The sequence below is a fragment of the Streptomyces sp. NPDC007164 genome, from assembly GCF_040634135.1.
Classification (GTDB): domain Bacteria; phylum Actinomycetota; class Actinomycetes; order Streptomycetales; family Streptomycetaceae; genus Streptomyces; species Streptomyces sanglieri.
Map to the genome: position 1 here is coordinate 74,001 of NZ_JBEYFB010000012.1, position 22,294 is coordinate 96,294.

Consider the following 22,294-nt stretch of genomic DNA (forward strand, 5'->3'; position numbering starts at 1 on the left):
GTCGAAGCGCCGACCGCCGTCGCGCCCGCCGTCGCGCCCACCGTCAGAACACCTTGCCGGGGTTCAGCAGCCCCAGCGGGTCGAAGGTCTGCTTGATGCCCCGGTGCAGCTCGACGCTGACCTCGCCGAGCTCGCGCGCCAGCCACTCCTTCTTCAGGAGGCCGACGCCGTGCTCGCCGGTGATCGTGCCGCCGAGCTCCAGGCCGAGCGCCATGATCTCGTCGAACGATTCGCGGGCCCGCCGGGACTCGTCCGCGTCGGTGTGGTCGAAGCAGACGACGGGGTGGGTGTTGCCGTCGCCCGCGTGCACGCAGACACCGATGGTGAGGTCGTACTTCTCGGCGACGGCCGCGGTGCCCTCCAGCATGGCGCCGAGCTTCGAGCGGGGTACGCAGACGTCGTCGATCATCGTGGCCGACTTGACGGTCTCCAGCGCGGTGAGCGACATCCGCCGGGCCTGGAGCAGCATTTCGGACTCGGCGGCGTCCTCGGCGGGGACCACGTCGGTGGCGCCCGCGGCGGTGCACAGCTCGGCGACGGCGGCCAGGTCGGCCGACGGGTCCGGAGTGTCGAAGGCGGCGAGCAGGAGCGCCTCGGTGGTGTCGGGGAGGCCCATGTTGGCCATCTTGTTGACGGCCCGGACCGTTGTACGGTCCATCAGTTCGAGGAGTGACGGAGTGTGACCACGCTCCATGATCCGGCAGATCGCGTCGCAGGCGCTCGCCGCGCTCGGGAACTCCGCGGCCAGGACCAGCTGCTGCGGCGGCCGGGGCTTCAGCGCGAGCACGGCCTTGACGACGATGCCGAGGCTGCCCTCCGAGCCGACGAAGAGCCGGGTGAGGTCGTATCCGGCGACGCCCTTCGCGGTACGGCGGCCGGTGGTGAGCAGCCGCCCGTCGGCGAGCACGACCTCCAGGCCGAGCACGTACTCGGCGGTGACCCCGTACTTCACGCAGCACAGGCCGCCGGACGCGGTGCCGATGTTGCCGCCGATGGTGCACATCTCCCAGCTGGAGGGGTCCGGCGGGTAGTAGAGACCGTGCTCGTCGACCGCCCGGGACAGCACCGCGTTGATGACGCCGGGCTCGACGACGGCGATCCGGTCGACCGGGCTGATCTCCAGGATCCGGTCCATCTTCACCAGGGACAGCACGATGCAGCCGTCGGAGGCGTTGGCCGCGCCCGACAGGCCGGTACGGGCCCCCTGCGGGACCACCGGGACGTGCAGGGCCGTGGCGGTGCGCATGACGTGCTGGACCTGCTCGACGGTGCGCGGGAGCACGACGACCGCGGGCGTGCCCGCCTCGCAGAAGCTCGCCATGTCGTGGGCGTACGAGGCCGTGACGTCGGGATCCGTGATCAGGGCCTCGGCGGGCAGACCGGCACGGAGTTGTTCGAGAAGACCGTCCATGATCCAAGCGTGACACCCGGGCCCATTGGTGTGAACCCGTCTGCGGCGGCCTTCACAAGGCGCGGTGTGCTCTTATTACTGACGCAGAGTGATCGGCATGGATGTCATGCCGCAGCAGCCTCCGCAGCCCCCCGATCCGAGCAGCCGCCCTCCCCTTGACGTCTCCGATTTCTCCGGCGCCTCCGCGCTCTCCGCGCTCGCCGACCCGGCGTCACTGGCCGAGCCCCCGCCCGTCTCGCTGCGTACGACGCTGCGCAGGGCGGCCCTGGGGACGGTAGCCGCCGCGGTGCTGGTGACGGGTGCCGTGGTGGCCGTTCCGGACGACGGGAAGAAGGCGTCGCGGCCGCCCGTGCCCGGCCCGGTCTCGCGTGCGCTGAGGGCGACCGCCGCCGGTGCCCCGGCCTCGCTCTCCGATCTGACGGCGCTGATCGGGGACCGGCAGCAGTGGGTGGGCACGCATCCGTCCGACGCACGGTCCTGGGCGCTGCTGGGTACGGCCTACGTGGAGTGGGGGCGGCGTTCCGCGGACGCGGCGTACTACGGCCGGGCCGAGCAGGCGCTGAAGCGCTCGCTGAACGTCCAGCCGGGCGAGAACGGGAACACGGCGGCCCTGGTGGGGCTCGCGGAGCTCGCCGATGCCCGGCACGACTTCGTCGCGGCGCGGAAGTGGGGCGAGACGGTGCGGGCGCGGGAGCCGAAGCAGTGGGCCGTGTATCCGGCGCTGATCGACGCGTACGGCGGGCTCGGGGACCACCGGGCCGTGCACACGGCGGTGGAGCGCTTCACGGCGCTGCGCGCGGGGGTTCCGGCGCTCGTGCAGACGGCACGGATGCAGCGGGACCGCGGCCGGCCCGAGGACGCGCTGGCCGACGCGCGGGACGCGGCGGACCGGGCGGCCACGCCCGCGCAGAAGGCGGAGTGCCTGCATCTGCTGGGCGAACTGGCCTGGGAGCGGGGCGAGCCCAAGGAGGCGGTCGCGCAGTTCGGCGCGGCGCTGCGGACCGACCGGGCCCACCACGCGTCGCTCGCGGGCCGGGCCAGGGCGCTGGTGGCGCTCGGCCGTACGGACGAGGCCCGGCGCGACTACCGGGCGGCGCTGGCGCAACTCCCCCGGCCCGAATACCTGCTGGAGCTCGGGGAGCTGTACGAGTCGCTGGGGCTGGGCACGGAGGCCGACGAGCAGTACGCACAGCTCGGCCGGGCGCTCGCCCTGGACGAGGGCCAGGGCGTGGACCACGCGCTGCTGCGCGGCCGTTTCGAGGCCGATCACGGGGATCCGGCGGCGGCGGTCGGGCTGCTGGACGCCGCGTGGTCGCGCTCGCACCGCAGCGCGGCGGTGGCGGACGCGCTGGGCTGGGCCCTGCATCGCTCCGGCGCCCCGTCCGCCGCCCTTGAGTACGCGGCCCGAGCGGTCGACACGAACGGGCAGAACGCCTCGTACGCGTATCACCTGGGCGTGATCCAGAAGGCGTTGCGGGAGTACGGTCCGGCGCGCCGCAATCTGGAGAAGGCCCTGCGCACCAACCCCGGGTTCTCCCCCTTGGCCGGGCCCTCCGCCCAGGAGGCCCTGGCCGGTCTGGCCCCTCCCCCGCCGGGCGGCCCGCCGGACGTGCAGCCGCCCCCGGAGTCCGAACCGCCGGCACCCGCACCACAGGCGCCCGCGGCTCCCCCGGCTCTCCCGGCGCGACCCGATGCGCCGGAGACGAGGGCGGAGGCGACGTCGCGGGCGGTGCCGAAGCCCGCGACGGAGCAGCCGGAGCAGTCCGAGAGGCGGAAGCCCGAGCCGGAACGGCCCGAAGCGCAGAATCCACAGCTCCAGAGGTCACAGCCGCAGAAGCCCGAAGCGCAGAACCCGGCCCCGGGCTCCCCCTGACGGGGCCCGGGGCCGGTCGCGTGCCGATCCGGGGGATCAGAGGTTGCCGCGCTTCTCCTGCTCGCGCTCGATCGCCTCGAAGAGGGCCTTGAAGTTGCCCTTGCCGAAGCCCATCGAGCCGTGGCGCTCGATCATCTCGAAGAAGACGGTCGGGCGGTCCTGGACCGGCTTGGTGAAGATCTGCAGCAGGTAGCCGTCCTCGTCGCGGTCGACGAGGATCTTCTGTTCGCGGAGGATCTCCACCGGCACGCGGGTCTCGCCCGCCCACTCGCCGAGGGTGTCGTAGTAGGAGTCGGGCGTGTCCAGGAACTGGACGCCCGCAGCGCGCATCGCCCGTACCGAGGCGACGATGTCGTTCGTGGCGAGCGCGATGTGCTGGACGCCGGCGCCGCCGTAGAACTCCAGGTACTCGTCGATCTGGGACTTCTTCTTGGCGATCGCCGGTTCGTTGATCGGGAACTTGACCTTGAGGGTGCCGTCGGCGACGACCTTAGACATGAGCGCGGAGTACTCGGTGGCGATGTCGTCGCCCACGAACTCCTTCATGTTGGTGAAGCCCATGACCTTGTTGTAGAAGCCGACCCACTCGTTCATCCGGCCGAGTTCCACGTTGCCGACGCAGTGGTCGACGGCCTGGAAGGTGCGGCTGGCGGGCGGCTCGACGATCGGCGCGGCGGCGACGTAGCCGGGCAGGTACGGGCCCTCGTAGCCGGTGCGCTCGACGAGGGTGTGGCGGGTCTTGCCGTACGTGGCGATCGCGGCGAGCACGACGCTGCCGTGCTCGTCCTTGACCTCGTGCGGCTCGTCGAGGCCGAGAGCGCCGTGCTCGACCGCGTACGCGTAGGCCGCGCGGGCGTCCGGGACCTCGATGGCCAGGTCGACGACGCCGTCGCCGTGCTCGGCCACATGGGCGTCGAGGAAGCGGCCATGGTCGGTGGCGGCCTTGATGACGGAGGTGAAGACGAAACGGGCCGATCCGTTGGTCAGTACGTAACTCGCCGTCTCGCGGCTGCCGTTCTCCGGTCCGGAGTAGGCGACCAGCTTCATGCCGAACGCCGTCGAGTAATAGTGCGCGGCCTGCTTGGCGTTGCCGACGGCGAAGACGACCGCGTCCATTCCCTTGACCGGGAAGGGGTCGGCCTGCCGGGCTGTTTCGGGGGTGGTGTGCAGAGTCTCAGTCATGTCCGAAGGCTCTCGCCGCTTCGCAAGGTGCGCAATAGTTCACGGAATCACTGGTCAATCTGTATAGCGCATGGGGATGATGAGCGGGCTATCTGTACATGATGACCATCACGTCGACCCTTCGGAGCGGACCATGGCGATCGATCATCTGGACGGGCGGCTGATCGTGCTGCTGGCCCGCGAGCCCCGCATCGGCGTACTGGAAGCATCGCGCAGACTCGACGTGGCCCGCGGCACGGTGCAGGCCCGGCTCGACCGGCTTCAGTCGAATGGCGTCATCCGCGGATTCGGCCCGGCGGTCGATCCGGCGGCGCTCGGCTACCCCGTCACCGCGTTCGCCACCCTGGAGATCAAGCAGGGCCAAGGGGCCGACGTACGGGCCCACTTGGCCGGCGTACCGGAGGTGCTGGAGTTGCACACCACCACCGGGCACGGCGACATGCTCTGCCGGCTCGTCGCGCGTTCCAACGCCGATCTTCAACGGGTGATCGACCGGGTTGTCGGTTTTGATGGCATTGTCCGGGCCTCCACGGCCATCGTCATGGAGAACCCGGTCCCGCTGCGGATCATCCCGCTCGTCGAGCAGGCCGCGGCGGACCACGACTGAGCCGAGGAGTGACGTGTGAGCTTCTGGGAGTACCTGGGCAACCGGCACCAACAGCTGCTCACCGACGCGTACCAGCATGTCAGCGCCGTGTTCCAGTGCATGGTGATCGCCACCCTGCTGGGCATCCTCATCGGGGTCGTCACCTACCGCAGCGGCTGGGCGGGGTCACTGGCCATCACCTCGACGGCGACGATCCTCACCATCCCCTCCCTCGCCGCGATCGGTCTGCTCATCCCGATCGTCGGCCTAGGGGTCGCGCCCACGGTGATCACCCTGACGCTGTACGGGCTGCTGCCCGTCGTCCGCAACTCCATCGTGGGGCTGCGCGGCGTCGATCCGGCGCTGGTCGACGCGGCGAAGGGCATCGGGATGTCGCGGCTGGCCCGCCTCTGCCGGGTGGAACTGCCGCTCGCCTGGCCGCCGATCCTCACCGGCATCCGGGTCTCCACCCAGATGCTGATGGGCATCGCCGCCATCGCCGCGTACGCCTCGGGCCCGGGCCTGGGCAACGAGATCTTCCGCGGCATCGCCTCGCTGGGCAGCGCCAACGCGCTCAATCAGGTGCTCGCGGGCACGCTCGGCATCGTCATCCTCGCCCTGCTCTTCGACGCCGCGTACGTACTGCTCGGGCGGCTCACCATCCCGAGGGGGATCCGTGTCTGAGACCGCCACCGGGAACACCACCGCCGCCGGCGGCGCCGGAACTCCGAAGACCACGTCCGGCGCCACCATCCAGCTGGAGGACCTGACCAAGCGCTATCCGGGCAATCCCAGCCCGGCGGTGGACAGCGTCTCGATGGAGATCAAGGCGGGCGAGACGGTGATCTTCGTGGGCCCGTCCGGCTGCGGGAAGTCCACCACCCTGAAGATGATCAACCGGCTGATCGAGCCGTCGTCCGGGCGGATCAGGATCAACGACGAGGACGTCACCGACATCGACCCGGTGAAGCTGCGCCGCAAGATCGGCTATGCCATCCAGTCGTCCGGGCTCTTCCCGCACATGACGGTCGCCGAGAACATCGCCCTCGTACCGAAGATGGTCGGCTGGTCGAAGTCGAAGGTGAAGGACCGGGTCGAGGAGATGCTCGATCTGGTGGGGCTGGACCCGCGGGAGTTCCACGGGCGCTATCCCCGCGCGCTCTCCGGCGGTCAGCAGCAACGGGTGGGCGTGGCGCGGGCGCTGGCGGCCGATCCGCCGGTGCTGCTGATGGACGAGCCGTTCGGCGCGGTCGACCCGATCACCCGCGACCACCTCCAGGACGAGCTGATCCGGCTCCAGCACGAACTGCACAAGACGATCGTCTTCGTCACCCACGACTTCGACGAGGCGATCAAGCTGGGCGACCGGATCGCGGTGCTGCGGGAGCGTTCGCACATCGCGCAGTTCGACACCCCGGAAGCCATTCTCACCAATCCGACGGACGACTTCGTCTCGGGCTTCGTCGGTGCCGGGGCGGCGCTGAAGCGGCTCAACCTCACCCGGGTACGCGATGTGGAGATGGCCGCGTTCCCCACGGTGACGGTAGACGACCCGCTCCAGTCGATCTTCAACAAGCTGCGCAGCGGCCCGCACAACGAGCTGCTGATGCTGGACCGCAGGAACCGCCCGTACAAGTGGCTGCGGCGCGGCGACCTGATGCGGGCCCGGGGTTCGCTGGCGCGGGCCGGGCAGCTGGTCCACGACACGGTGACGCGTGACGCGACGCTGCACGACGCGCTGGAGGCGGTGCTGACCGACAGCGGCGGGCGGGCCGCGGTGACCGGGCGGCGCGGTGAGTTCATCGGCGTCGTCGACATGCAGACCCTGATGAACTCCGTCCATGAACTGCTGGAGGCCGACCGGCTCGCCGCCATGGAGCACCAGCACGACCTGGAGGAGATGCGCAGCCACCAGACCGAGGCGGAGCTGGAGGGCGGTGCGGGCGCATGACCCCCAACACCCCGTTGAACCCCGAGCCCTCCCGCCGGGCGCGCTCCGGGCCCCGTGTGCCACCCGTTCCCTCCTCCGACAAGGACCGCCCGCCCGGCGAGCACGACGTCAAGGGCCATGCTTTCCGGGACGAGGAGGAGGAGCCGGCCCCGCCGCCGGCCGGTCCGCCGCGCCGGTTCACCTGGCACAAGCTGGTGCTGATGCCGGTGGCGCTCGCGATCGTGCTGGCCATCACCTATCTCTGGATCACCAATGTCCACCTGGACTCGATCGCGCGGAACTCGCTCACCGGCGGCAATGTGCAGCTGCGCTGGTGGCAGCATGTGCGGCTGACCGCGATCTCGACGTTCTGGGTGCTGATCATCGCCATTCCGCTGGGCATCGCGCTGACCCGGCGCAGGCTGAGCAAGGGTGCCCCGGTGGTCACCGCGGTCGCCAACATCGGGCAGGCGACACCGGCGATCGGTCTGCTGGCACTGCTGGTGATCTGGCTGGGCATCGGTCCGTCGACGGCGATCATCGGCATGGTGATCTACGCGGTGCTGCCGGTCTTCTCCAACACGGTGGCCGGTCTCAAGGCGATCGAACCGAATCTGGTCGAGGCCTCGCGCGGCATCGGCATGTCGGCGACGGGCACGCTCACCAAGGTCGAACTGCCGCTGGCCGTACCGCTGATCCTGGCCGGGGTACGTACCGCGCTGGTGCTCAACGTCGGCACGGCGACCCTGGCCACCTTCGTCGGCGGCGGCGGTCTCGGTGACCTGATCACCTCGGGCATCCAGACCCAGCGGATGCCGGTGCTGGTGCTCGGTTCGGTACTGACGGTGGTGCTGGCGCTGCTGGTGGACTGGCTGGCCTCACTGGTCGAGGTGGCGCTGACGCCGCGCGGACTGGAGGTGGGGTGATGGATCCGCGGAAGGTGCGTACCGGCCTGGTGGGGGCGGTGGCGCTGGCGCTGCTGCTCTCCGGGTGCGGGCTGAAGAGCGGCTCGCCGATGGCGGACAACGTGATGCCGGGCTCGGTCGGCCGGGGGGAGCCGCTGGACGGTGCCTCGTTGACCGTCACCTCGAAGAACTTCAGCGAGAACATCATCCTGGGCCAGATGATCGGTCTGGTCTTCAAGGCCGCGGGCGCGGAGGTCCTGGACCGGACGAACCTGCCCGGCTCGATCAGTGCGCGCGAGGCGATCGTCAAGGGCGACGCGGACGCGATGTACGAGTACACGGGCACCGGCTGGATCACGTACCTCGGTCATGCGAAGCCGATCCCCGACCCGCTGAAGCAGTGGACGGCGGTCCGCGACGAGGACCGCCGGACGGGGGTGACCTGGCTGCCGGCGTCCACGCTCAACAACACCTACGCGCTCGCCATCAGCCGGAAGAACAACGCGAAGTACCACCTGAAGACGCTCTCCGACGTGGCGGCACTGGCGAAGAAGGACCCGTCGGCGGTGACGATCTGTGTGGAGAACGAGTTCGCCTCGCGCGACGACGGGCTGCCGGGCATGGAGAAGGCCTACGGGATGTCGCTCCCGGCCGCCAACATCAAGAAGATGGACGCCGGGATCATCTACACCCAGGTCTCCAAGTCCGACTCCTGCCTGCTGGGCGAGGTCTTCACCACGGACGGCCGGATCAAGGCGATGAACCTCGAAGTGCTCGTGGACGACAAGCACTTCTTCCCCAACTACAACGCGGCCCCGGTCATCCACACCAAGACCTTCGAGAAGTACCCGCAGATCGCCGGGCTGCTCGACCCGGTCAGCAGGAAGCTGACCACCGAGGTCGCCCAGGTGCTCAACGCGAAGGTGGACGTGGACGGGCAGGACCCGCACGAGGTGGCGAAGGACTGGCTGATCCAGGAGGGGTTCATCAAGCAGGGGTGAGCCCGTGCCAGGAGGCACGCCACTCACAGGGATTCACCCGCCAAGATCTACTTGCAAAGGACCTGTTGCAAAAGATCTGTTGCAAAGGGGCCTTTGCAACTCTACGATTCAACCATGCCCGCAACAGAGGACGGCGCCGAGGCGCCCGCCGAAGCCGAGAACGTCCACAAGGTCGATGCCCGCACCCTGCGCGGACTGGCCCATCCCCTGCGGCTGCGGCTGCTGGCCGCGCTGCGGGAGTACGGCCCCGCCACCGCCTCCGGTCTCGCCGGCCGGCTCGGCGAGTCCAGCGGTGCCACCAGCTACCACCTCAGGCAGCTGGCGGCCTACGGATTCGTCGAGGACGACCCGGAGCGCGGCAAGGGCCGCGAGCGCTGGTGGCGGGCCGCGCACCGGGGCACCCTCTTCGACAGCGGCAGATTCCTGAGCCACCCCGACCCCGAGGTGCGCGGTGCGGTCGACGTCGTACTCCACGAGATGGCCACCGCACACTCCCGGGAGGTGAACACCTGGATCGGCACCATGCGCGAGTGGCCCGAGGAGTGGCGCCAGAGCTGGGACATCAGCGACTTCCAGGTGCGCCTCACCCCGGACCTCGCCCAGGAGCTGATCGGGAAGGTCCACGAGCTCATCGAGAGCTACCGGGGCCTGGTTCCCGAGGACGCCGAGGGATCGGCCAACGTCCGCAGCCATCTGCACCTCTTCCCGCGCCCCGCGGAGTAACCAGCCCCTCCCGACCGGAAGGACACCGTCATGCACTCCGACACACATCTGCTGCTGCACCGCCTGCGCGCCGCCGAACTACGGCGGTACGCAACGGAGTTCGGGCTGATATCGGCCGCACCGGGCGCCGATCTGCGCACCCGGCTGGGCTGGGCCCTGGTCGAGCTGGGGCTGCGCGTACTGCCCCACCGGGCCGGCCACGCCCACGTCGTACCCGGTCCGGCATGACCGGTCGGGGGGACCGCGGCCGTATCCCGCTCATCGCCGTACTGACCGCCAACTCCATATCCACGGCCGGTACTTCACTCACCCTGATCGGCGTCCCGTGGTTCGTGCTGGAGACCACGGGCAGCGCCGGCCGGGCCGGTGTCGTCGCCTTCTGCGCGACGCTGCCGATCGTCGTCTCCGCCCTGATCGGCGGGCCCGTCATCGACCGGATCGGCCGCCGCCGGGTCTCCGTCTCCTCCGACCTGGTGTGCGGCCTCGCCGTCGCCGCCATTCCGCTGCTGCACTACGCGGACGTCCTGGCGTTCTGGATGCTGTGCGCGCTGATGGCGGTCGGCGGACTCATGCACACCCCGGGCAACACCGCACGCTACGTACTGGTGCCGGATCTCGCCGCGCACGCCGGCACCACCCTCGCCCGCGCCGCCAGCCTCTTCGACGCCGTCTCGCGCGGCGCCCGGATGGTCGGGGCGGCGCTGGCCGGTGTGCTGATCGCGCTCGTCGGCGCGGAGACCGTACTGCTGCTGGACGCGGTGACGTTCCTGACGTCCGCGCTGCTCATCGCGGCAGGCGTACGAGGGGTGCGCGCGGCCGAGCCCCGGAAGGCGGCGCCGGTCTCGCTGCGGGCGTACCGCACCGAGCTGCGCGAGGGCTACGCCTACTTGCTGGGCAACCGGCTGCTGCTGACGGTCGTGCTGATGGTGATGTTCATGAACGGCACCGATCAGGGCTGGTACGCCGTCCTGCTGCCGGTGCACGCCTCCGCCGAACTGGGCGGGGCCGGGGACATCGGGCTGCTCACCGCGCTGTTCGGTGCGGGTGGCCTGGCCGGGGCGCTGCTGTACGGGGCGGTCGGGCACCGCTTCTCGCGGTGGTCGGTGTTCACGGTGTGCGTGCTGTTGTGCGGCGCGCCCAGGTATGTGGTCGCGGCGCTGACCGGGACGACACTGCCGCTCGCCGTGACCATGGCGCTGAGCGGACTCGTGGGCGGGGTACTGAACCCGATCCTGACGACGGTGGTCTACGGAACGGTCCCCGACGAGCTGCGCAGCCGGGTCTCCGGGGTCCTCACGGCGGGCGGCGAACTGGCCATGCCGGTGGGCGGTCTCGCGGCCGGCCTGCTGGTCGAGAGCGCAGGTGTGAAGGGCGCGCTGCTGGCGATGGGCGGGGTGTACCTGCTGGCGACGCTGAGCCCGCTGGTGTTCCCGGTGTGGCGCACGATGGACGGTGCGGGGGTGGCGGACGACCGTGCGTCCGTGCCGTCGCAGGCGTCCGAGGAGATCAGCAGCTCGGGACCTTGTGCCCCTGCTCCAGTGCCCGGAGCGAGGACACCGCGCTCTTCAGGGTCGTGACCGGAATCAGTCGCAGCCCCTCGGGCAGCTCGGCGCCCGCCTCCCGGCACTCCGCCTTCGGCACGAGGAAGACGGTCGCCCCGTCGCGGCGCGCGGCCTGAGTCTTCAGCGACACCCCGCCGACCGCCCCGACCGCCCCGTTCGCCTCGATCGTGCCGGTGCCCGCGATGTTGTGGCCACCGGTGAGATCGCCCCCGGAGCCGTCCCCGTCGAGCTTGTCGACGATGCCGAGCGCGAAGAACAGACCGGCGCTGGGACCGCCCACATCGGCGAGATTCAGCGTCACGTCCACCGAGCCGGGCTTCTTCCCGAGGTAGTTCAGTGCGGCGTCCACCGCGGAGTCCTGCGACTTCCGCATGTCGTCGAGGTTGTGCTTCTCGATCTCCTTCTCGGAGCCGCCGGTCGGGTAGACGGAGTCGCGGGGCAGCACCGCCCGGTCCGTACGGAACCAGCCGTCGATCACATCACCGATGCCGACATCGGCGGTGGGCCCGGTCGCGAGGATCGTCGTCATCCGCAGCTCGCCCTCGGTGGGCCGGGTCGGCGCGCCCTTGATGCTGATCACCGGCTTGCCGTGATCGTCCCCGAGCACATTCGCGGTCGAGCCGGGCTGCGCCAGGGTGAACGGCAGCGGTGCGAAGGCGGCCACACCGAACAGGGCGAGGACGGGCAGGGCGCACAGGGCGAGGGCACGGGGACGCGAGAGACGAGGGAGCACCCGCCCAATCTAACCGCCGGAGCGGACGCGCGGGCCGAGCGCCCCGTACGCGGCCGAAGGGCGCTCGGGGCGCCCCGTACCCGGCCCGAGGGCGTTCCTACGGCGTGCGCCGGGTTCCCATCGACATGGCCAGGGCGACCACCCAGCCGATGAACGTCCAGCCGAGGAACAGATTGATCACGAACACCGAGCCGGTGTTCACCCCGCGCCCCGCAGCGATGAAAAAGGGCAGGAAGTACAACGGGATACCCACGATGACGAGAATCGTGAAAATAGAACCATCCATCGGAACCCCCCGGAACGGCCACGCGCTTCGGTCAAGGCGTGAGCCTCGAAAACATACGGCCCGGCCGGGCACCCGCTAAGACGTGATCCAGCCAGAATGCCGCCCCGCGGGCCGGTGGCGAGCGGCTCCACCGCAGGGCTCGCTGCCGCAGGGCTCGCTACCGGAGCGCGTCCGCCACTTCCCGGGCCGCGTCCACCACACGGGGGCCGACGCGTTCGGGTACGGAGTCCGCGAGCATCACCACCCCCACACTGCCCTCGACACCGGTCACCCCGACCAGCGCGGCCGCGGCCCCGCTCGCCCCGGCCTCCAGCTCGCCGTGGGTGAGGGTGAAGGCGGTCTCGCCGGCCGGCTTCTGGCGGGCGGCGAGGATCGCCCGGCCCGCGGCGCCCCGGTCCAGCGGATGGCGGAAACCGGCCCGGTAGGCCACGTGGTAATCGGTCCAGGTCGGCTCGACGACCGCGACGGCCAGCGCGTCGCTGCCGTCGACCAGCGTGAGGTGGGCGGTGGCCCCGATGTCCTCGGCGAGCGAGCGCAGCGCGGGCAGCGCGGCCTCGCGCACCAGCGGATGCACCTGGCGGCCCAGCCGCAGCACGCCCAGGCCCACCCTGGCCCGTCCGCCCAAGTCGCGGCGCACCAGGGCGTGTTGTTCCAGGGTGGCGAGCAGGCGGTAGACCACGGTCCGGTTGACCCCGAGTTTGTTGGACAACTCGGTGACGGTCAGGCCGTGGTCGGTGTCGGCAAGCAGTTTGAGGACCCTCAGGCCCCGGTCGAGCGTCTGGGAGGTTTCCGCGGTCACGACGCCCTCTCCTCTTTGATGAGCGGCAGCGGCTGATTCCCACGAAATGTGCGCCACCGGTCCCAGCGGCGACGCACGGAGAGGCCGCCGGCCTGGCAGGCACCGGCTGCGCCCCGCTGCGGCTCTGCCACGGGGCGTTCATTTTTTGGGACAGTAGCGAGCGAGTCCGCTCAGCGGAAGACCTCGTCCAGAATCCGGGCGTTGTCGGAAGAGGAGTTGGCTTGAAGCAGCATAAGCGCCGGTCAGCGCGGCGCCGACCGAATCCTGGAGGTCTACGCGCGTCCAGGTCGGCCGACGCCTTCACGGCGCTACGCGCACCGGAAGTGAACTGTCGTTAACTCACGGTGAACGACTGCTGCACAATTTTTCCGTTCACGAGCACCTCACAGGCCCGGATCGACTTCGTCGCCGGGTCCCGGACGGTGAAGTCGAGGGCGAAAGTGCCGTCGAGTCCGATGACCCGGGTGACGTAGGGATCGGCTGTCTGCTTCCCGTCCGCGGTGCGGCCGGTCACCGAGACCGTGGCGACGGGGGCGAACCCCCGGCCGGTCACCTGGACCGCCGTGCCGACGGGCCCCTCGGGCGGCGAGAGCGCGAAGGACGGTCCGGCGGGGACGGTTCCGTCCTGGACGGTGAACGACGCCGTCTCGGTACGGGGGTTGACGAGGACCTCCCGGACCCGGAGGGCGACGGTGTCGGCGGCGTTGACCGTGAAGGTCTGCGAGAACGCCCCGTCCAGCCCGACCACCTTGGTCTTCGCCGGGTCGGACGTCTGCGAGCCGTCGGCCCGCAGCCCGACGATGGACACGGTCGCGACCTTCGCGAAGCCCTGCCCGATGACGGTGACGGCGGTGCCCTTCGGGCCGGCCGAGGGGGTGAGCACGACGAAGGACGGGGCGACGGTCAGCGGGGTGAGTGCCTGCGCTCTCCCGGCGGTGACCTGGAGCGCGTACACGGCACGCGGGGTGGACCCGGCCACGGTGACCGTGCCGGCGAGCGTTCCGTCGGCGCCGATCCGGAGGGTGGAGCCGCTGATCCGGGCGCTGTCGCAGGAACCGCCGTCGGCGGCGCAGAGTGCGGCGGTGGGCGTGGAGCCGGACGGCCAGTCACCGCCGGAGAGGGCGATCGTTCCGCCCGGCCTGACCTTCGCGGCGCCCGCGGCGAGCGTCGCGGAGGCGTCGGTCACGGTGAACGGGGTGGTGAGCACGGTGGCCGGATCGTTTCCCTCGTCCACCTGGATCGCGGCGATGGCGGGGTCGGAGACGGTGAACTCGGCGCTGAACGTGCCGTCGGGGGTGCTCTTCACATAGACGGCGGTGTCGTCGAGCGTCGCCCCGCTCGCGTCCAGGCCGACAGTGTTGATCCACCGGTCCTGGAAGTAGTTGCTGCCGGTGACGGAGATGACGCTGCCGACCGGCGCACCGGGGCGGGAGAGCGCGATGGCGCGCGGCCCGCCGGGCACGTACGCCCCGACGGTCAGGGGCGCGGTCGCCTCCTTCGTACCGTCGCCGACCTTCACCAGGTACGAGCCGTCGGGCACGGCGCCGGCGGCGGCGAGCACCGCGCTTCCGCTCAGCTCCCCCGAGCCGCTGATGGAAAGGGTGCTGGAGGCGAACTTGCCGGTGTCGCAGCCGCCGCCGTCCGCCGAGCAGAGCGACGGTACGGGGGTGGCGCCTGCGGTCCAGAGGCTGCCGGACAGGGCGACGGCGGTGGACGGCCGGACGGCGGTGGTGGGCGCGGTCAGGGTGGGCGGATGCCCTGCGGTGCCCTCGGCGGTCACGGTGCCGATGGAGCCGCCGCCGCTCACCACGTCGCACGGGGTCTCGTAGGTGGAGCCGAGCACCTTCGTACGCGTCAGGTTGCGTATCGGGGTGAAGGTGATCGGGCCGCTCGCATCGGTGGGGATGAGGAAGTCCCCTTCGTACGGCGGGATTTCGATGGGCTTGCCGGACGGGATGTCGAGGTTGATCTGGGGGCCGGTGACGGTGACCGTGCCGGTGGCGCCGCCGGACATCGCGAAGTCGATGCTGGGGGTGGTGGGCACATCGTTCAGGCTGAGTCCGCTGGTGGCGGGGGACGGTCCGAGGGCGACCTTGGCGTGGACCTTGCCGCCCGGGTCGACGATCGCCGGCGAGAGGTCGACGCTCATCTGCTGCGGTCCGGTCGCCTCGCCCTGTCCCGCGGGCAAGGAGCAGTGCACGGTCGGGGTGACGGTGCCTGCCTCGGCGGCGGGCGCGAGTGCGACGGTGCCGCCGGTCCAGACGAGCACGGCCCCGGCGGTGAGCGCCACGGCGCGGCGTAACCCGGCACGCTTTCTGTGAACCATCCTCGGACGTTCGGTTCTTCCGGGTCTGACGGACATGGACATGCGTCTCCTCCATGGCTGAGTTGCAGGCTGTTGCCGGCCGTTGCCGGTTGCGGGAATTCCAGAATTCGAAATGGCGGCGCCCGCCCGCTCCGATGCGATACGGAGCGGGCGGGCGCCTCCGGAACTTCCCCTCACGGTTCCCGGAAAATCTTCCGGATAATTCAGAGAAGAGTGAGGGTGAGAGTCGCGCTGTAATCTCCCGGCGGGGTGAATCCGGGAACGGTGAGGGTGAGATCGGCGTCGGCGTCGAACCGGCCGCCGGTGAACGGGCGGGAGCCGTCCGGGTCCATCCGGCACAGGCTCGCCGCCCCGCTCCCGAGCGCGCCGGGCGAACCGGCCACCGGCGCCCCCACGCTGCCGCTCCGCGCCGTGCACCTGGGCGTCCACCGGACGGCGTCGGCCGGGATGGTGGTGCCGGCGGTGCCGGTGAAGCCGGAGAGCGTGGCGGTCAGCGACCAGCCGCTGTTCACACCGCGGCCGTCCTCCACCTCGACCCGGTTGAGCCGGGAGCGCTGCACACCGCTGCCGGTGCCCAGCACCGTCGTACCGAAGTCGACGGTGTCACCGTCCTGGACCATGGACAGCGTCCCGGCCCTGACCGAGGTGCTGAGCCGCTGGTCGGCACTGCCGCCGTCCCCTCCCCCGCCGTCGGAGACGGTGAACGGCGCGGTCCGCACGGTCGCCGGATCGTTGCCCTCGTCCGCCCGGACCGCGACGACGGCGTCGGAGATGACGGTGAACTCGACGGCGAACGTGCCGTCCGAGCCGCTCTTGACGTAGACCGCGCTGTCGTCGAGCCCGGTGCCCGAGGCATCGAGGCCGATGACGTTGATCCAGCGGTCCGGGTTGTAGTTCTTGCCGCTGACCGTGATCACACTGCCCACCGGTCCGCTGCTCCGCGACAGCGAGATCTCGCGGTCACCGGCCGCGACGGCCCGGACGGTGAGGGGGGCGGTGGCCTCCTTCGTACCGTCGTTGACCTTCACCTCGTACGCGCCGTCCGGCACCGCACCGGCCTCGGCGAGGGTGGCCGTGCCGGCCAGCGTCCCATCACCGCCGACCGTGAGCGTATGGCTCCTGAACTTCAGCGGATCGCAGCCGCCACCGCCCACCGCACAGAGCGAGGGCACCGGCGTCCCGCCGGGCGTCCACCCCGAACCACCCAGCGCCACCGCGGTGTTGGGGCGTATCGGATCGGCGGGGGCGGTCAGCGTGGCAGGCTCGGATCCGGTGCCCTCCACCGTGACACCGCCGACACTGCCACCGCCGTCAACGACATCGCAGGGCGTCTCGAAGACCGAGCCGAGCACCTTGGTCTGCGTCAGCGTACGGAGCGGGGCGAACGAGACGTCCCCGGAGGCGTTCGCCGGGACCAGGAAGTCCCCTTCGTACGGCGGGAGTTCGATGGGTGTCCCGGCCGGGATGTCCATCGTGAACTCGGCGCCCCGCACGGTGACGGTGCCGGTCGCCCCGCCGGACATGGCGAGGTCGAGGCTGGGGATGGTCGGCACGTCCTCCAGCGCCAGCGCGCTGGTGGCGGGGGACGGACCCAGCGTGACCTTGGCGTGCACCTTCCCGCCCGGGGCGACGACCGCGGGCGACAGTTCGACGGTCATCTCCTGCGGCCCGGTCGCCTCGCCCTGTCCGGCGGGCAGGGTGCAGTGGACGGTCGGGGTGACCGTACCGGCAGCCCGCGATCCGGCTGCCGGCGCGTCCTGCGGTGCGGCCTGGGCGGTGGCTCCGGCGCAGCTCAGGGACAGTACGAAGCAGGCAGCGAGCAGACCGGTCACGCCGGGTCTTCGTCGTCGTATCACCAGACACCCCTCCATGGCCCATTGATTGCGCACATTGAGGAGGTCGGGTGCCAAGAAGTCAAGAGAGAGTTGATTGATCCTTATCTGAAATGCCCGAAAAGCATTTCCATGGGAATTTCAAGTGCCTCTGTGGACATCTCTTGACTTCTCCGAAGCTCACGGTTTCACTGCTGCCGACATGCCGGGCCCGGCACGCAGATCCACTTCTTCAGCTGTTCGGTGGATCTGCGGAATTCAGAACCGGAAGGAGTTCCCCCCGTCATGTCGTCGAATCGAAGACACATCCCGCTGGTGCTGGCCGTGGCCTGTTCCGCGGCCGCCGCTCTCGCCCTGGCGCCGACGGCCCAGGCCGTGACCCCGCTCACCGCGACGGCCACGTACGACTGCGGTGCCTGGGGCAGCGGTCTCGCCACCCTGACCGCCACCGACTCGGGCACGTCCAAGACCATCAAGATCACGTCCACCGCGATCACCATGCCGACCGGCACCAGCGCCGACCCGAACAGCATCACGACAACGCTCAAGCTCAGCAAGACCTCGGGCGGCGTCACCAGCCAGGTGCAGTTCTCCGGCAAGACCAACCCCGGCCTGAGCGGCGGCAACCCCATCACCCTGGGCCCGCTGAAGCTCACCTCCGGCACCCTGGCCGCGGGTGACAGCACGAATTCCGTGGTGCTGGCCTCTCCCCCGAGCGCCACCAACTGGTCACTGCAGATCGTGGCCTCGTCCCCGACGTCGGCCACGGTCCCGTGCGTGGCCACGGCGAACCAGTCGGCGCCGTTCGTCTGGTAGCCGTTCCTCCCAGCTGCACCCCATCCGCACCACCCCCATCCGCACGCACGACAGTCGCACCACCCTCATCCGCACGCACGCATGACGCCGGCCCGGGGCGAGGACCGCTGTCCCCACCCCGGGCCGGCACCCGCACGCCCCCGCCGACTCACGTCATACGGGTGGCCCACTCCTGGACCTTCTTGATCCGCTGCTGGATCTGCCCCGCCGTGGCCTCCGCGCTCGGCGGCCCGCCGCACACCCGCCGCAGCTCGGTGTGGATCACTCCGTGCGGCTTGCCGCTCTGGTGCGTGTAGGCCGAGACCATCGTGTTGAGCTGCTTGCGCAGCCCGAGCAGCTGCTTGTGCGTGACCACCGGCCGCGCGTCGGCCGGCTTCTCCAGCAGGTCGGCCTCCTCGGCCGGCCTCTGACGGCTGTGCGCGATCTGCCGGGACTGCCGCTTCTGGAGCAGCAGCTGCACCTGGTCGGGCTCCAGCAGCCCCGGAATCCCCAGGTAGTCCTGCTCCTCCTCGCTGCCGGGGTGCGCCTGCATGCCGAATTCGGCACCGTCGTACAGCACCCGGTCGAAGACCGCGTCCGATTCGAGGGCCTCGAAGGGCAGCTGCTCCTCGGTCTCCTCGTCCTCCAGCCTCTCGGCGTCGGCGAGGAGCTTGTCCTCCTCCGCGAACGGGTTCTCCTCGTCGCTGCCCTTCTTGGGCTTGTCGAGGACGTGGTCCCGCTCGACCTCCATCTCGTTGGCGAAGTCGAGCAGCATCGGAATGGTCGGCACGAAGACCGAGGCGGTCTCGCCGCGCCTGCGCGAACGCACGAAACGCCCGACGGCCTGCGCGAAGAAGAGCGGCGTGGAGATGGTGGTGGCGTACACGCCGACGGCCAGGCGCGGCACGTCGACGCCTTCCGACACCATGCGGACCGCGACCATCCAGCGTGAGTCGTCCCCGCTGAACTGGTCGATCTTCTTCGAGGCGGCCTTCTCGTCGGAGAGGACCACGGTGGCCTTCTCGCCGGTGACCCGCTTGAGGATCTTGGCGTACTCGCGCGCCGATTCCTGGTCGGTGGCGATGACCAGCCCGCCCGCGTCCGGGATTCCCTTGCGGACCTCGGTCAGCCGCTTGTCGGCGGCGCTCAGCACATTGGGGATCCACTCGCCGGTGGGCGACAGCGCGGTGCGCCAGGCCTGCCCGATGGCGTCCTTGGTCATCGGCTCACCGAGCCGGGCGGCGATCTCGTCGCCGGCCTTGGTGCGCCAGCGCATGTTGCCGCTGTAGCTGAGGAAGATCACGGGCCGGACGACGCCGTCGGCGAGCGCGTTGCCGTAGCCGTAGGTGTAGTCGGCCGAGGAACGCCGGATGCCGTCGTTGCCCTCCTCGTACACGACGAAGGGGATCGGGTTGGTGTCCGACCGGAACGGCGTACCGGTGAGCGCGAGCCGCCGGGTGGCCGGGTCGAACGCCTCCTGGCAGGCCTCGCCCCAGGACTTCGAGTCACCGGCGTGGTGGATCTCGTCGAGGATCACCAGGGTCTTGCGCTGCTCGCAGCGGTTGCGGTGCAGCATCGGCCGGACGCCGACACCCGCGTAGGTGACCGCGACGCCGTCGTACTCCTTGCTGAGCGGGCCCGCGCTGTAGTCGGGGTCGAGCTTGATCCCTATCCGGGCCGCTGCCTCGGCCCACTGCTTCTTCAGGTGCTCGGTCGGCGCGACGACGGTGATCTGCTGCACGACGTGGTGGTGCAGCAGCCATGACGCGAGGGTCAGCGCGAAGGTGGTCTTCCCCGCGCCGGGGGTGGCGACCGCGAGGAAGTCGCGCGGCTGCTCCTGGATGTACTTCTCCATGGCGCCCTGCTGCCAGGCTCGCAGCTTGCCGGCCGTGCCCCAGGGGGCGCGGCCGGGAAAGGCGGGTGAGAGGTGGTGGGAGGCGGTAGTAGTCACGGTCTCCGGTTCGGGTCTCTCGGGTACGTGGGGCGCTGTCCCGCGGGCCGGAACGGACCCGCCCGCGATACGACAACCGGGCCACCTTACCGGGGGGCGGGGTGGAACCCCGTACGAACCAGCCGTGGTTCGGCGCCTCTGAGACCCGCTTCACAGAGGGCTCGCTACTTGGCGAACCTGGGCAGTTGCTCCGAGGTCTTGGGCATGTCCAGTTCCCCCTGGCAGACGTCCAGCACGAATTGCTCGGCCTCATCCACATCGAAGCCGGCGTCCAGCGGGTGTCCGTTCATGTGCAGGAAGACCCAGGTCGCGTACCAGGCGATGCGCTTGTTCCCATCGACGAGCGCAGGGTTGCGGGCCAGCGACTCCATCAACGCGGCAGCCTTCTGCCAAACGTCCGGATAGGCGTCCTGACCGAACACGCTCGACTGCGGGCGGGCCGGCGCCGAGTCGAGCAGGCCGTAGTCACGCACCTCCGCCGCGCCGAGGCGCTCCGCCGGGTCGAGCAGCTCGGGCAGGGTCAGGTACTGCATCGGGCGAGCCTCCGGTTGAGCTCCTCGCTCGCCTTCAGCGCATGCTCCGCCGCCTCGTCGAAGAGGCGTGAGTGTTCGTTCATGACGGTGATCACCGCATCGTGGGCGAAGGACTGCATGCTCCGCCCCTCCGCCTGGGCACGCGCACGCAGGGCATCCAGCTCTTCTTCGGTAAACCGAAGATTCAGACCAGCCATGAACCGACGGTACTGCGCGGTACTACGCGTCTGCCCGCACCCGCGCCGCCACCCACGCCCCCACCAGCGCAACCCCCGCCATCGGCAGGAAGACCACCGCGAACGCCCCCGGATGAGACCCCGCGGCCCCCGCCCCCGCCCCCGCCGCGTCGTGCACGGCCCCCACGGCCCCGCCGCCGAGCGCCGAGAAGGCCGCTCCGCCCGCGGCCAGCAGCAGTACGTTGGAGAGCCCGTCGGAGATCTGGAGGGCTGCCGAGTTCGCCCCCGCCTCCTCCGGCGCCGACAGCTTCAGCAGCAGCACGCTCGTCGACGCGAGCACCACGCCCATGCCGAAGCACCCGAAGGCCCAGGCCACGGCGACGGTCCAGACCGGCACCGAGTCGATCAGCACGGACGGCGCGGCCGCGATCGCGGCGGCGACCAGCACCATGCCGCCCACCATCATCCGCTCCCGGTACGGCTCCAGGCGCGGCCGGGACTGTACGTACGAACCGAGTGCCCAGGTCCCGCCACCGGCCGCGAGCGAGAACCCGGCCATCGTCGGACTGAGTCCGCGCTGGGTCACCAGCATCAGCGGTACGAAGGACTCGGCGGCGATGAACGACCCGGCCGCCACGCCACGCAGCAGCACCACGGAGGGCAGCCCGCGCGCCGCCCGTCCGGTGCCGGGCGGCAGCAGCCCGCGCACGGCGGGCACGAGCAGTGCGACACCCACGGCGGCCGGCAGCAGCGCGAACCAGTTCAGCTCCTGCCCGGCGTACTGGAGCAGCGCCGCGCCCAGCGAGATCCCGAGCGCGAGCATGATGCGCCGCCGGTCGTACGGCTCGACGGGCGCCGCCGGATCGGCCGGCCCCGCCGCCCGCCGCCGGATCGCGGGCAGCGCGAGCGCCAGCGGGAACACGACGAGGACCGGGATGCCGATGAAGACCCAGCGCCACCCCAGGTGCTCGGTCACACTCCCGGCGGCGAGCGGCCCGACGACCGAGGGGATCACCCAGCTCGCGGCGAACGCGGCCAGGATCGACGGCTGCAGCCGCTTCGGGTAGGCCCGGCTGATCACCACGTACAACGCCACGATCACCAGCCCGCCGCCGAGCCCCTGCACGGCCCGCCCCGCGACGAAGACCCACATGGTCCCGGCGGTCCCGCAGAGCAGCAGCCCCGCCGCGAACGCGCTGATCCCGGCGGCGAGCGGCCCCAGCGGACCGCGCCGGTCCGCCCACTGCCCGGAGAGCACCATGGCGAAGAGGCTGGTCGTGAAGTACGCGGAGAACGCGAACGCGTACAACGGAATGCCGTGCAGCTCCCGCGCGGCGACCGGCATCGCGGTCCCCACCGCGGTCGCCTCGAAGGCGATCAGAAACACGACGGAGACGATGCCGATGCTCAGCGCCCGATAGCTCCGCCCGAGCACCCCTCCGGATTCGGCGGCGGCAGGGGCGTCCACGGCGAGAGGCGGGACATCGACGTCGTCCCGCGGTTCCAGGGCACTCATGAGCCCAAGAGTAAGGGGCGAAATCCCATATGAGCCCTGTCGCGAGACGGTCCGCCGGTCCGCCGTTGGTCGTAGGACCACGATGCCGATCGTGAACGCGGTATGGCAGTCGCATTGCACCCCGCCCCGCACCCTTGAACGGCCGGCACACCCGCCCCTACGGTCGAACCACAA

Annotated in this window: 21 protein-coding genes; 10 read left to right on the top strand and 11 right to left on the bottom strand. The window is 70.6% G+C overall.

The window, feature by feature from the left end; translation table 11 throughout:
* Nucleotides 1-43 precede the first annotated feature (43 nt).
* Nucleotides 44-1,411: an FAD-linked oxidase C-terminal domain-containing protein gene (locus tag ABZ622_RS17850; RefSeq protein WP_360544094.1), complete on the bottom strand. Its 1,368-nt coding sequence runs from the start codon at nucleotides 1,409-1,411 to the stop codon at nucleotides 44-46.
* Between the two features lie 97 nt (nucleotides 1,412-1,508).
* On the opposite strand from ABZ622_RS17850, the gene ABZ622_RS17855 reads away from it, so the two are divergent.
* Complete coding sequence (locus ABZ622_RS17855) at nucleotides 1,509-3,284, top strand: tetratricopeptide repeat protein (protein WP_360544096.1); 1,776 nt, start codon at nucleotides 1,509-1,511, stop codon at nucleotides 3,282-3,284.
* Between the two features lie 36 nt (nucleotides 3,285-3,320).
* Here ABZ622_RS17855 and hppD read toward each other — a convergent pair whose 3' ends face one another.
* Nucleotides 3,321-4,466, bottom strand: coding sequence for a 4-hydroxyphenylpyruvate dioxygenase (gene hppD, locus ABZ622_RS17860; RefSeq protein WP_360544098.1), 1,146 nt, complete (start codon nucleotides 4,464-4,466; stop codon nucleotides 3,321-3,323).
* Nucleotides 4,467-4,599: 133 nt separating this feature from the next.
* Between hppD and ABZ622_RS17865 the strand changes: the two genes are divergently transcribed.
* From ABZ622_RS17865 to ABZ622_RS17900, 8 genes are all read left to right on the top strand, one after another.
* Complete coding sequence (locus ABZ622_RS17865) at nucleotides 4,600-5,073, top strand: Lrp/AsnC family transcriptional regulator (protein ID WP_360544100.1); 474 nt, start codon at nucleotides 4,600-4,602, stop codon at nucleotides 5,071-5,073.
* A 15-nt stretch (nucleotides 5,074-5,088) separates the two neighbouring features.
* A complete protein-coding gene (locus ABZ622_RS17870) occupies nucleotides 5,089-5,736 on the top strand; it encodes an ABC transporter permease (RefSeq protein ID WP_360544102.1) in 648 nt (215 codons plus the stop codon).
* The gene (locus tag ABZ622_RS17875; RefSeq protein ID WP_360544104.1) at nucleotides 5,729-7,003 is read left to right on the top strand and encodes a betaine/proline/choline family ABC transporter ATP-binding protein; all 1,275 of its coding nucleotides are present in this window, start codon (nucleotides 5,729-5,731) and stop codon (nucleotides 7,001-7,003) included. The genes ABZ622_RS17870 and ABZ622_RS17875 overlap by 8 nt, the downstream gene beginning before the upstream one ends.
* Nucleotides 7,000-7,908 carry an ABC transporter permease gene (locus tag ABZ622_RS17880; protein WP_360544106.1) on the top strand — a complete coding sequence of 303 codons (909 nt, stop codon included), beginning with the start codon at nucleotides 7,000-7,002 and terminating at the stop codon, nucleotides 7,906-7,908. Before ABZ622_RS17875 ends, ABZ622_RS17880 begins: the two co-directional genes overlap by 4 nt.
* Nucleotides 7,908-8,888 carry a glycine betaine ABC transporter substrate-binding protein gene (locus ABZ622_RS17885; protein WP_360544108.1) on the top strand — a complete coding sequence of 327 codons (981 nt, stop codon included), beginning with the start codon at nucleotides 7,908-7,910 and terminating at the stop codon, nucleotides 8,886-8,888. Before ABZ622_RS17880 ends, ABZ622_RS17885 begins: the two co-directional genes overlap by 1 nt.
* 114 nt (nucleotides 8,889-9,002) lie before the next feature.
* The gene (locus ABZ622_RS17890; RefSeq protein ID WP_360544110.1) at nucleotides 9,003-9,611 is read left to right on the top strand and encodes a winged helix-turn-helix domain-containing protein; all 609 of its coding nucleotides are present in this window, start codon (nucleotides 9,003-9,005) and stop codon (nucleotides 9,609-9,611) included.
* A 30-nt stretch (nucleotides 9,612-9,641) separates the two neighbouring features.
* Nucleotides 9,642-9,839, top strand: coding sequence for a hypothetical protein (locus ABZ622_RS17895; protein WP_360544112.1), 198 nt, complete (start codon nucleotides 9,642-9,644; stop codon nucleotides 9,837-9,839).
* Entirely contained in the window at nucleotides 9,836-11,188 is a 1,353-nt protein-coding gene (locus ABZ622_RS17900) for an MFS transporter (protein ID WP_360544114.1), read from the top strand. The genes ABZ622_RS17895 and ABZ622_RS17900 overlap by 4 nt, the downstream gene beginning before the upstream one ends.
* Here ABZ622_RS17900 and ABZ622_RS17905 read toward each other — a convergent pair.
* The 5 genes from ABZ622_RS17905 to ABZ622_RS17925 all read right to left on the bottom strand — a co-directional run bounded on the left by ABZ622_RS17905 (nucleotide 11,118) and on the right by ABZ622_RS17925 (nucleotide 17,227).
* Entirely contained in the window at nucleotides 11,118-11,906 is a 789-nt protein-coding gene (locus ABZ622_RS17905; RefSeq protein WP_360544116.1) for a S16 family serine protease, read from the bottom strand. The genes ABZ622_RS17900 and ABZ622_RS17905 overlap by 71 nt on opposite strands.
* A 97-nt stretch (nucleotides 11,907-12,003) precedes the next feature.
* Nucleotides 12,004-12,192, bottom strand: coding sequence for a superinfection immunity protein (locus ABZ622_RS17910; RefSeq protein WP_360544118.1), 189 nt, complete (start codon nucleotides 12,190-12,192; stop codon nucleotides 12,004-12,006).
* A 157-nt stretch (nucleotides 12,193-12,349) separates the two neighbouring features.
* Nucleotides 12,350-12,991, bottom strand: coding sequence for a helix-turn-helix domain-containing protein (locus ABZ622_RS17915; RefSeq protein WP_360544120.1), 642 nt, complete (start codon nucleotides 12,989-12,991; stop codon nucleotides 12,350-12,352).
* Nucleotides 12,992-13,325: 334 nt separating this feature from the next.
* Nucleotides 13,326-15,317 (bottom strand): hypothetical protein, encoded by a 1,992-nt coding sequence (locus tag ABZ622_RS17920; protein WP_360544122.1) that lies wholly within the window; start codon nucleotides 15,315-15,317, stop codon nucleotides 13,326-13,328.
* 203 nt (nucleotides 15,318-15,520) lie between these two features.
* The gene (locus ABZ622_RS17925; protein WP_360544124.1) at nucleotides 15,521-17,227 is read right to left on the bottom strand and encodes a hypothetical protein; all 1,707 of its coding nucleotides are present in this window, start codon (nucleotides 17,225-17,227) and stop codon (nucleotides 15,521-15,523) included.
* 207 nt (nucleotides 17,228-17,434) lie between these two features.
* On the opposite strand from ABZ622_RS17925, the gene ABZ622_RS17930 reads away from it, so the two are divergent.
* Nucleotides 17,435-17,965, top strand: a complete 531-nt coding sequence (locus ABZ622_RS17930; RefSeq protein WP_360544126.1) for a hypothetical protein — start codon at nucleotides 17,435-17,437, stop codon at nucleotides 17,963-17,965.
* A 148-nt stretch (nucleotides 17,966-18,113) separates the two neighbouring features.
* Here ABZ622_RS17930 and ABZ622_RS17935 read toward each other — a convergent pair whose 3' ends face one another.
* From ABZ622_RS17935 to ABZ622_RS17950, 4 genes are all read right to left on the bottom strand, one after another.
* Nucleotides 18,114-19,895, bottom strand: a complete 1,782-nt coding sequence (locus tag ABZ622_RS17935) for a DEAD/DEAH box helicase (protein WP_360544128.1) — start codon at nucleotides 19,893-19,895, stop codon at nucleotides 18,114-18,116.
* Between the two features lie 164 nt (nucleotides 19,896-20,059).
* The gene (locus ABZ622_RS17940; protein ID WP_360544130.1) at nucleotides 20,060-20,428 is read right to left on the bottom strand and encodes a Fic family protein; all 369 of its coding nucleotides are present in this window, start codon (nucleotides 20,426-20,428) and stop codon (nucleotides 20,060-20,062) included.
* Entirely contained in the window at nucleotides 20,416-20,625 is a 210-nt protein-coding gene (locus ABZ622_RS17945) for a hypothetical protein (RefSeq protein ID WP_360544132.1), read from the bottom strand. Before ABZ622_RS17945 ends, ABZ622_RS17940 begins: the two co-directional genes overlap by 13 nt.
* Before the next feature lie 22 nt (nucleotides 20,626-20,647).
* Nucleotides 20,648-22,120, bottom strand: a complete 1,473-nt coding sequence (locus ABZ622_RS17950; RefSeq protein ID WP_360544134.1) for an MFS transporter — start codon at nucleotides 22,118-22,120, stop codon at nucleotides 20,648-20,650.
* Between the last annotated feature and the right edge of the window lie 174 nt (nucleotides 22,121-22,294).

Excerpts from the sequence above, each read along its gene's own strand:
- ABZ622_RS17900 (WP_360544114.1), top strand. The coding sequence starts at position 9,836 with ATGACCGGTCGGGGGGACCGCGGCCGTATCCCGCTCATCGCCGTACTG.
- ABZ622_RS17855 (WP_360544096.1), top strand. The coding sequence starts at position 1,509 with ATGGATGTCATGCCGCAGCAGCCTCCGCAGCCCCCCGATCCGAGCAGC.
- ABZ622_RS17930 (WP_360544126.1), top strand. The coding sequence starts at position 17,435 with ATGTCGTCGAATCGAAGACACATCCCGCTGGTGCTGGCCGTGGCCTGT.
- ABZ622_RS17895 (WP_360544112.1), top strand. The coding sequence starts at position 9,642 with ATGCACTCCGACACACATCTGCTGCTGCACCGCCTGCGCGCCGCCGAA.
- ABZ622_RS17880 (WP_360544106.1), top strand. The coding sequence starts at position 7,000 with ATGACCCCCAACACCCCGTTGAACCCCGAGCCCTCCCGCCGGGCGCGC.
- ABZ622_RS17850 (WP_360544094.1), bottom strand. The coding sequence starts at position 1,411 with ATGGACGGTCTTCTCGAACAACTCCGTGCCGGTCTGCCCGCCGAGGCC.
- ABZ622_RS17920 (WP_360544122.1), bottom strand. The coding sequence starts at position 15,317 with ATGGTTCACAGAAAGCGTGCCGGGTTACGCCGCGCCGTGGCGCTCACC.
- ABZ622_RS17945 (WP_360544132.1), bottom strand. The coding sequence starts at position 20,625 with ATGGCTGGTCTGAATCTTCGGTTTACCGAAGAAGAGCTGGATGCCCTG.
- ABZ622_RS17940 (WP_360544130.1), bottom strand. The coding sequence starts at position 20,428 with ATGCAGTACCTGACCCTGCCCGAGCTGCTCGACCCGGCGGAGCGCCTC.
- hppD (WP_360544098.1), bottom strand. The coding sequence starts at position 4,466 with ATGACTGAGACTCTGCACACCACCCCCGAAACAGCCCGGCAGGCCGAC.
- ABZ622_RS17885 (WP_360544108.1), top strand. The coding sequence starts at position 7,908 with ATGGATCCGCGGAAGGTGCGTACCGGCCTGGTGGGGGCGGTGGCGCTG.
- ABZ622_RS17865 (WP_360544100.1), top strand. The coding sequence starts at position 4,600 with ATGGCGATCGATCATCTGGACGGGCGGCTGATCGTGCTGCTGGCCCGC.
- ABZ622_RS17890 (WP_360544110.1), top strand. The coding sequence starts at position 9,003 with ATGCCCGCAACAGAGGACGGCGCCGAGGCGCCCGCCGAAGCCGAGAAC.
- ABZ622_RS17950 (WP_360544134.1), bottom strand. The coding sequence starts at position 22,120 with ATGAGTGCCCTGGAACCGCGGGACGACGTCGATGTCCCGCCTCTCGCC.
- ABZ622_RS17910 (WP_360544118.1), bottom strand. The coding sequence starts at position 12,192 with ATGGATGGTTCTATTTTCACGATTCTCGTCATCGTGGGTATCCCGTTG.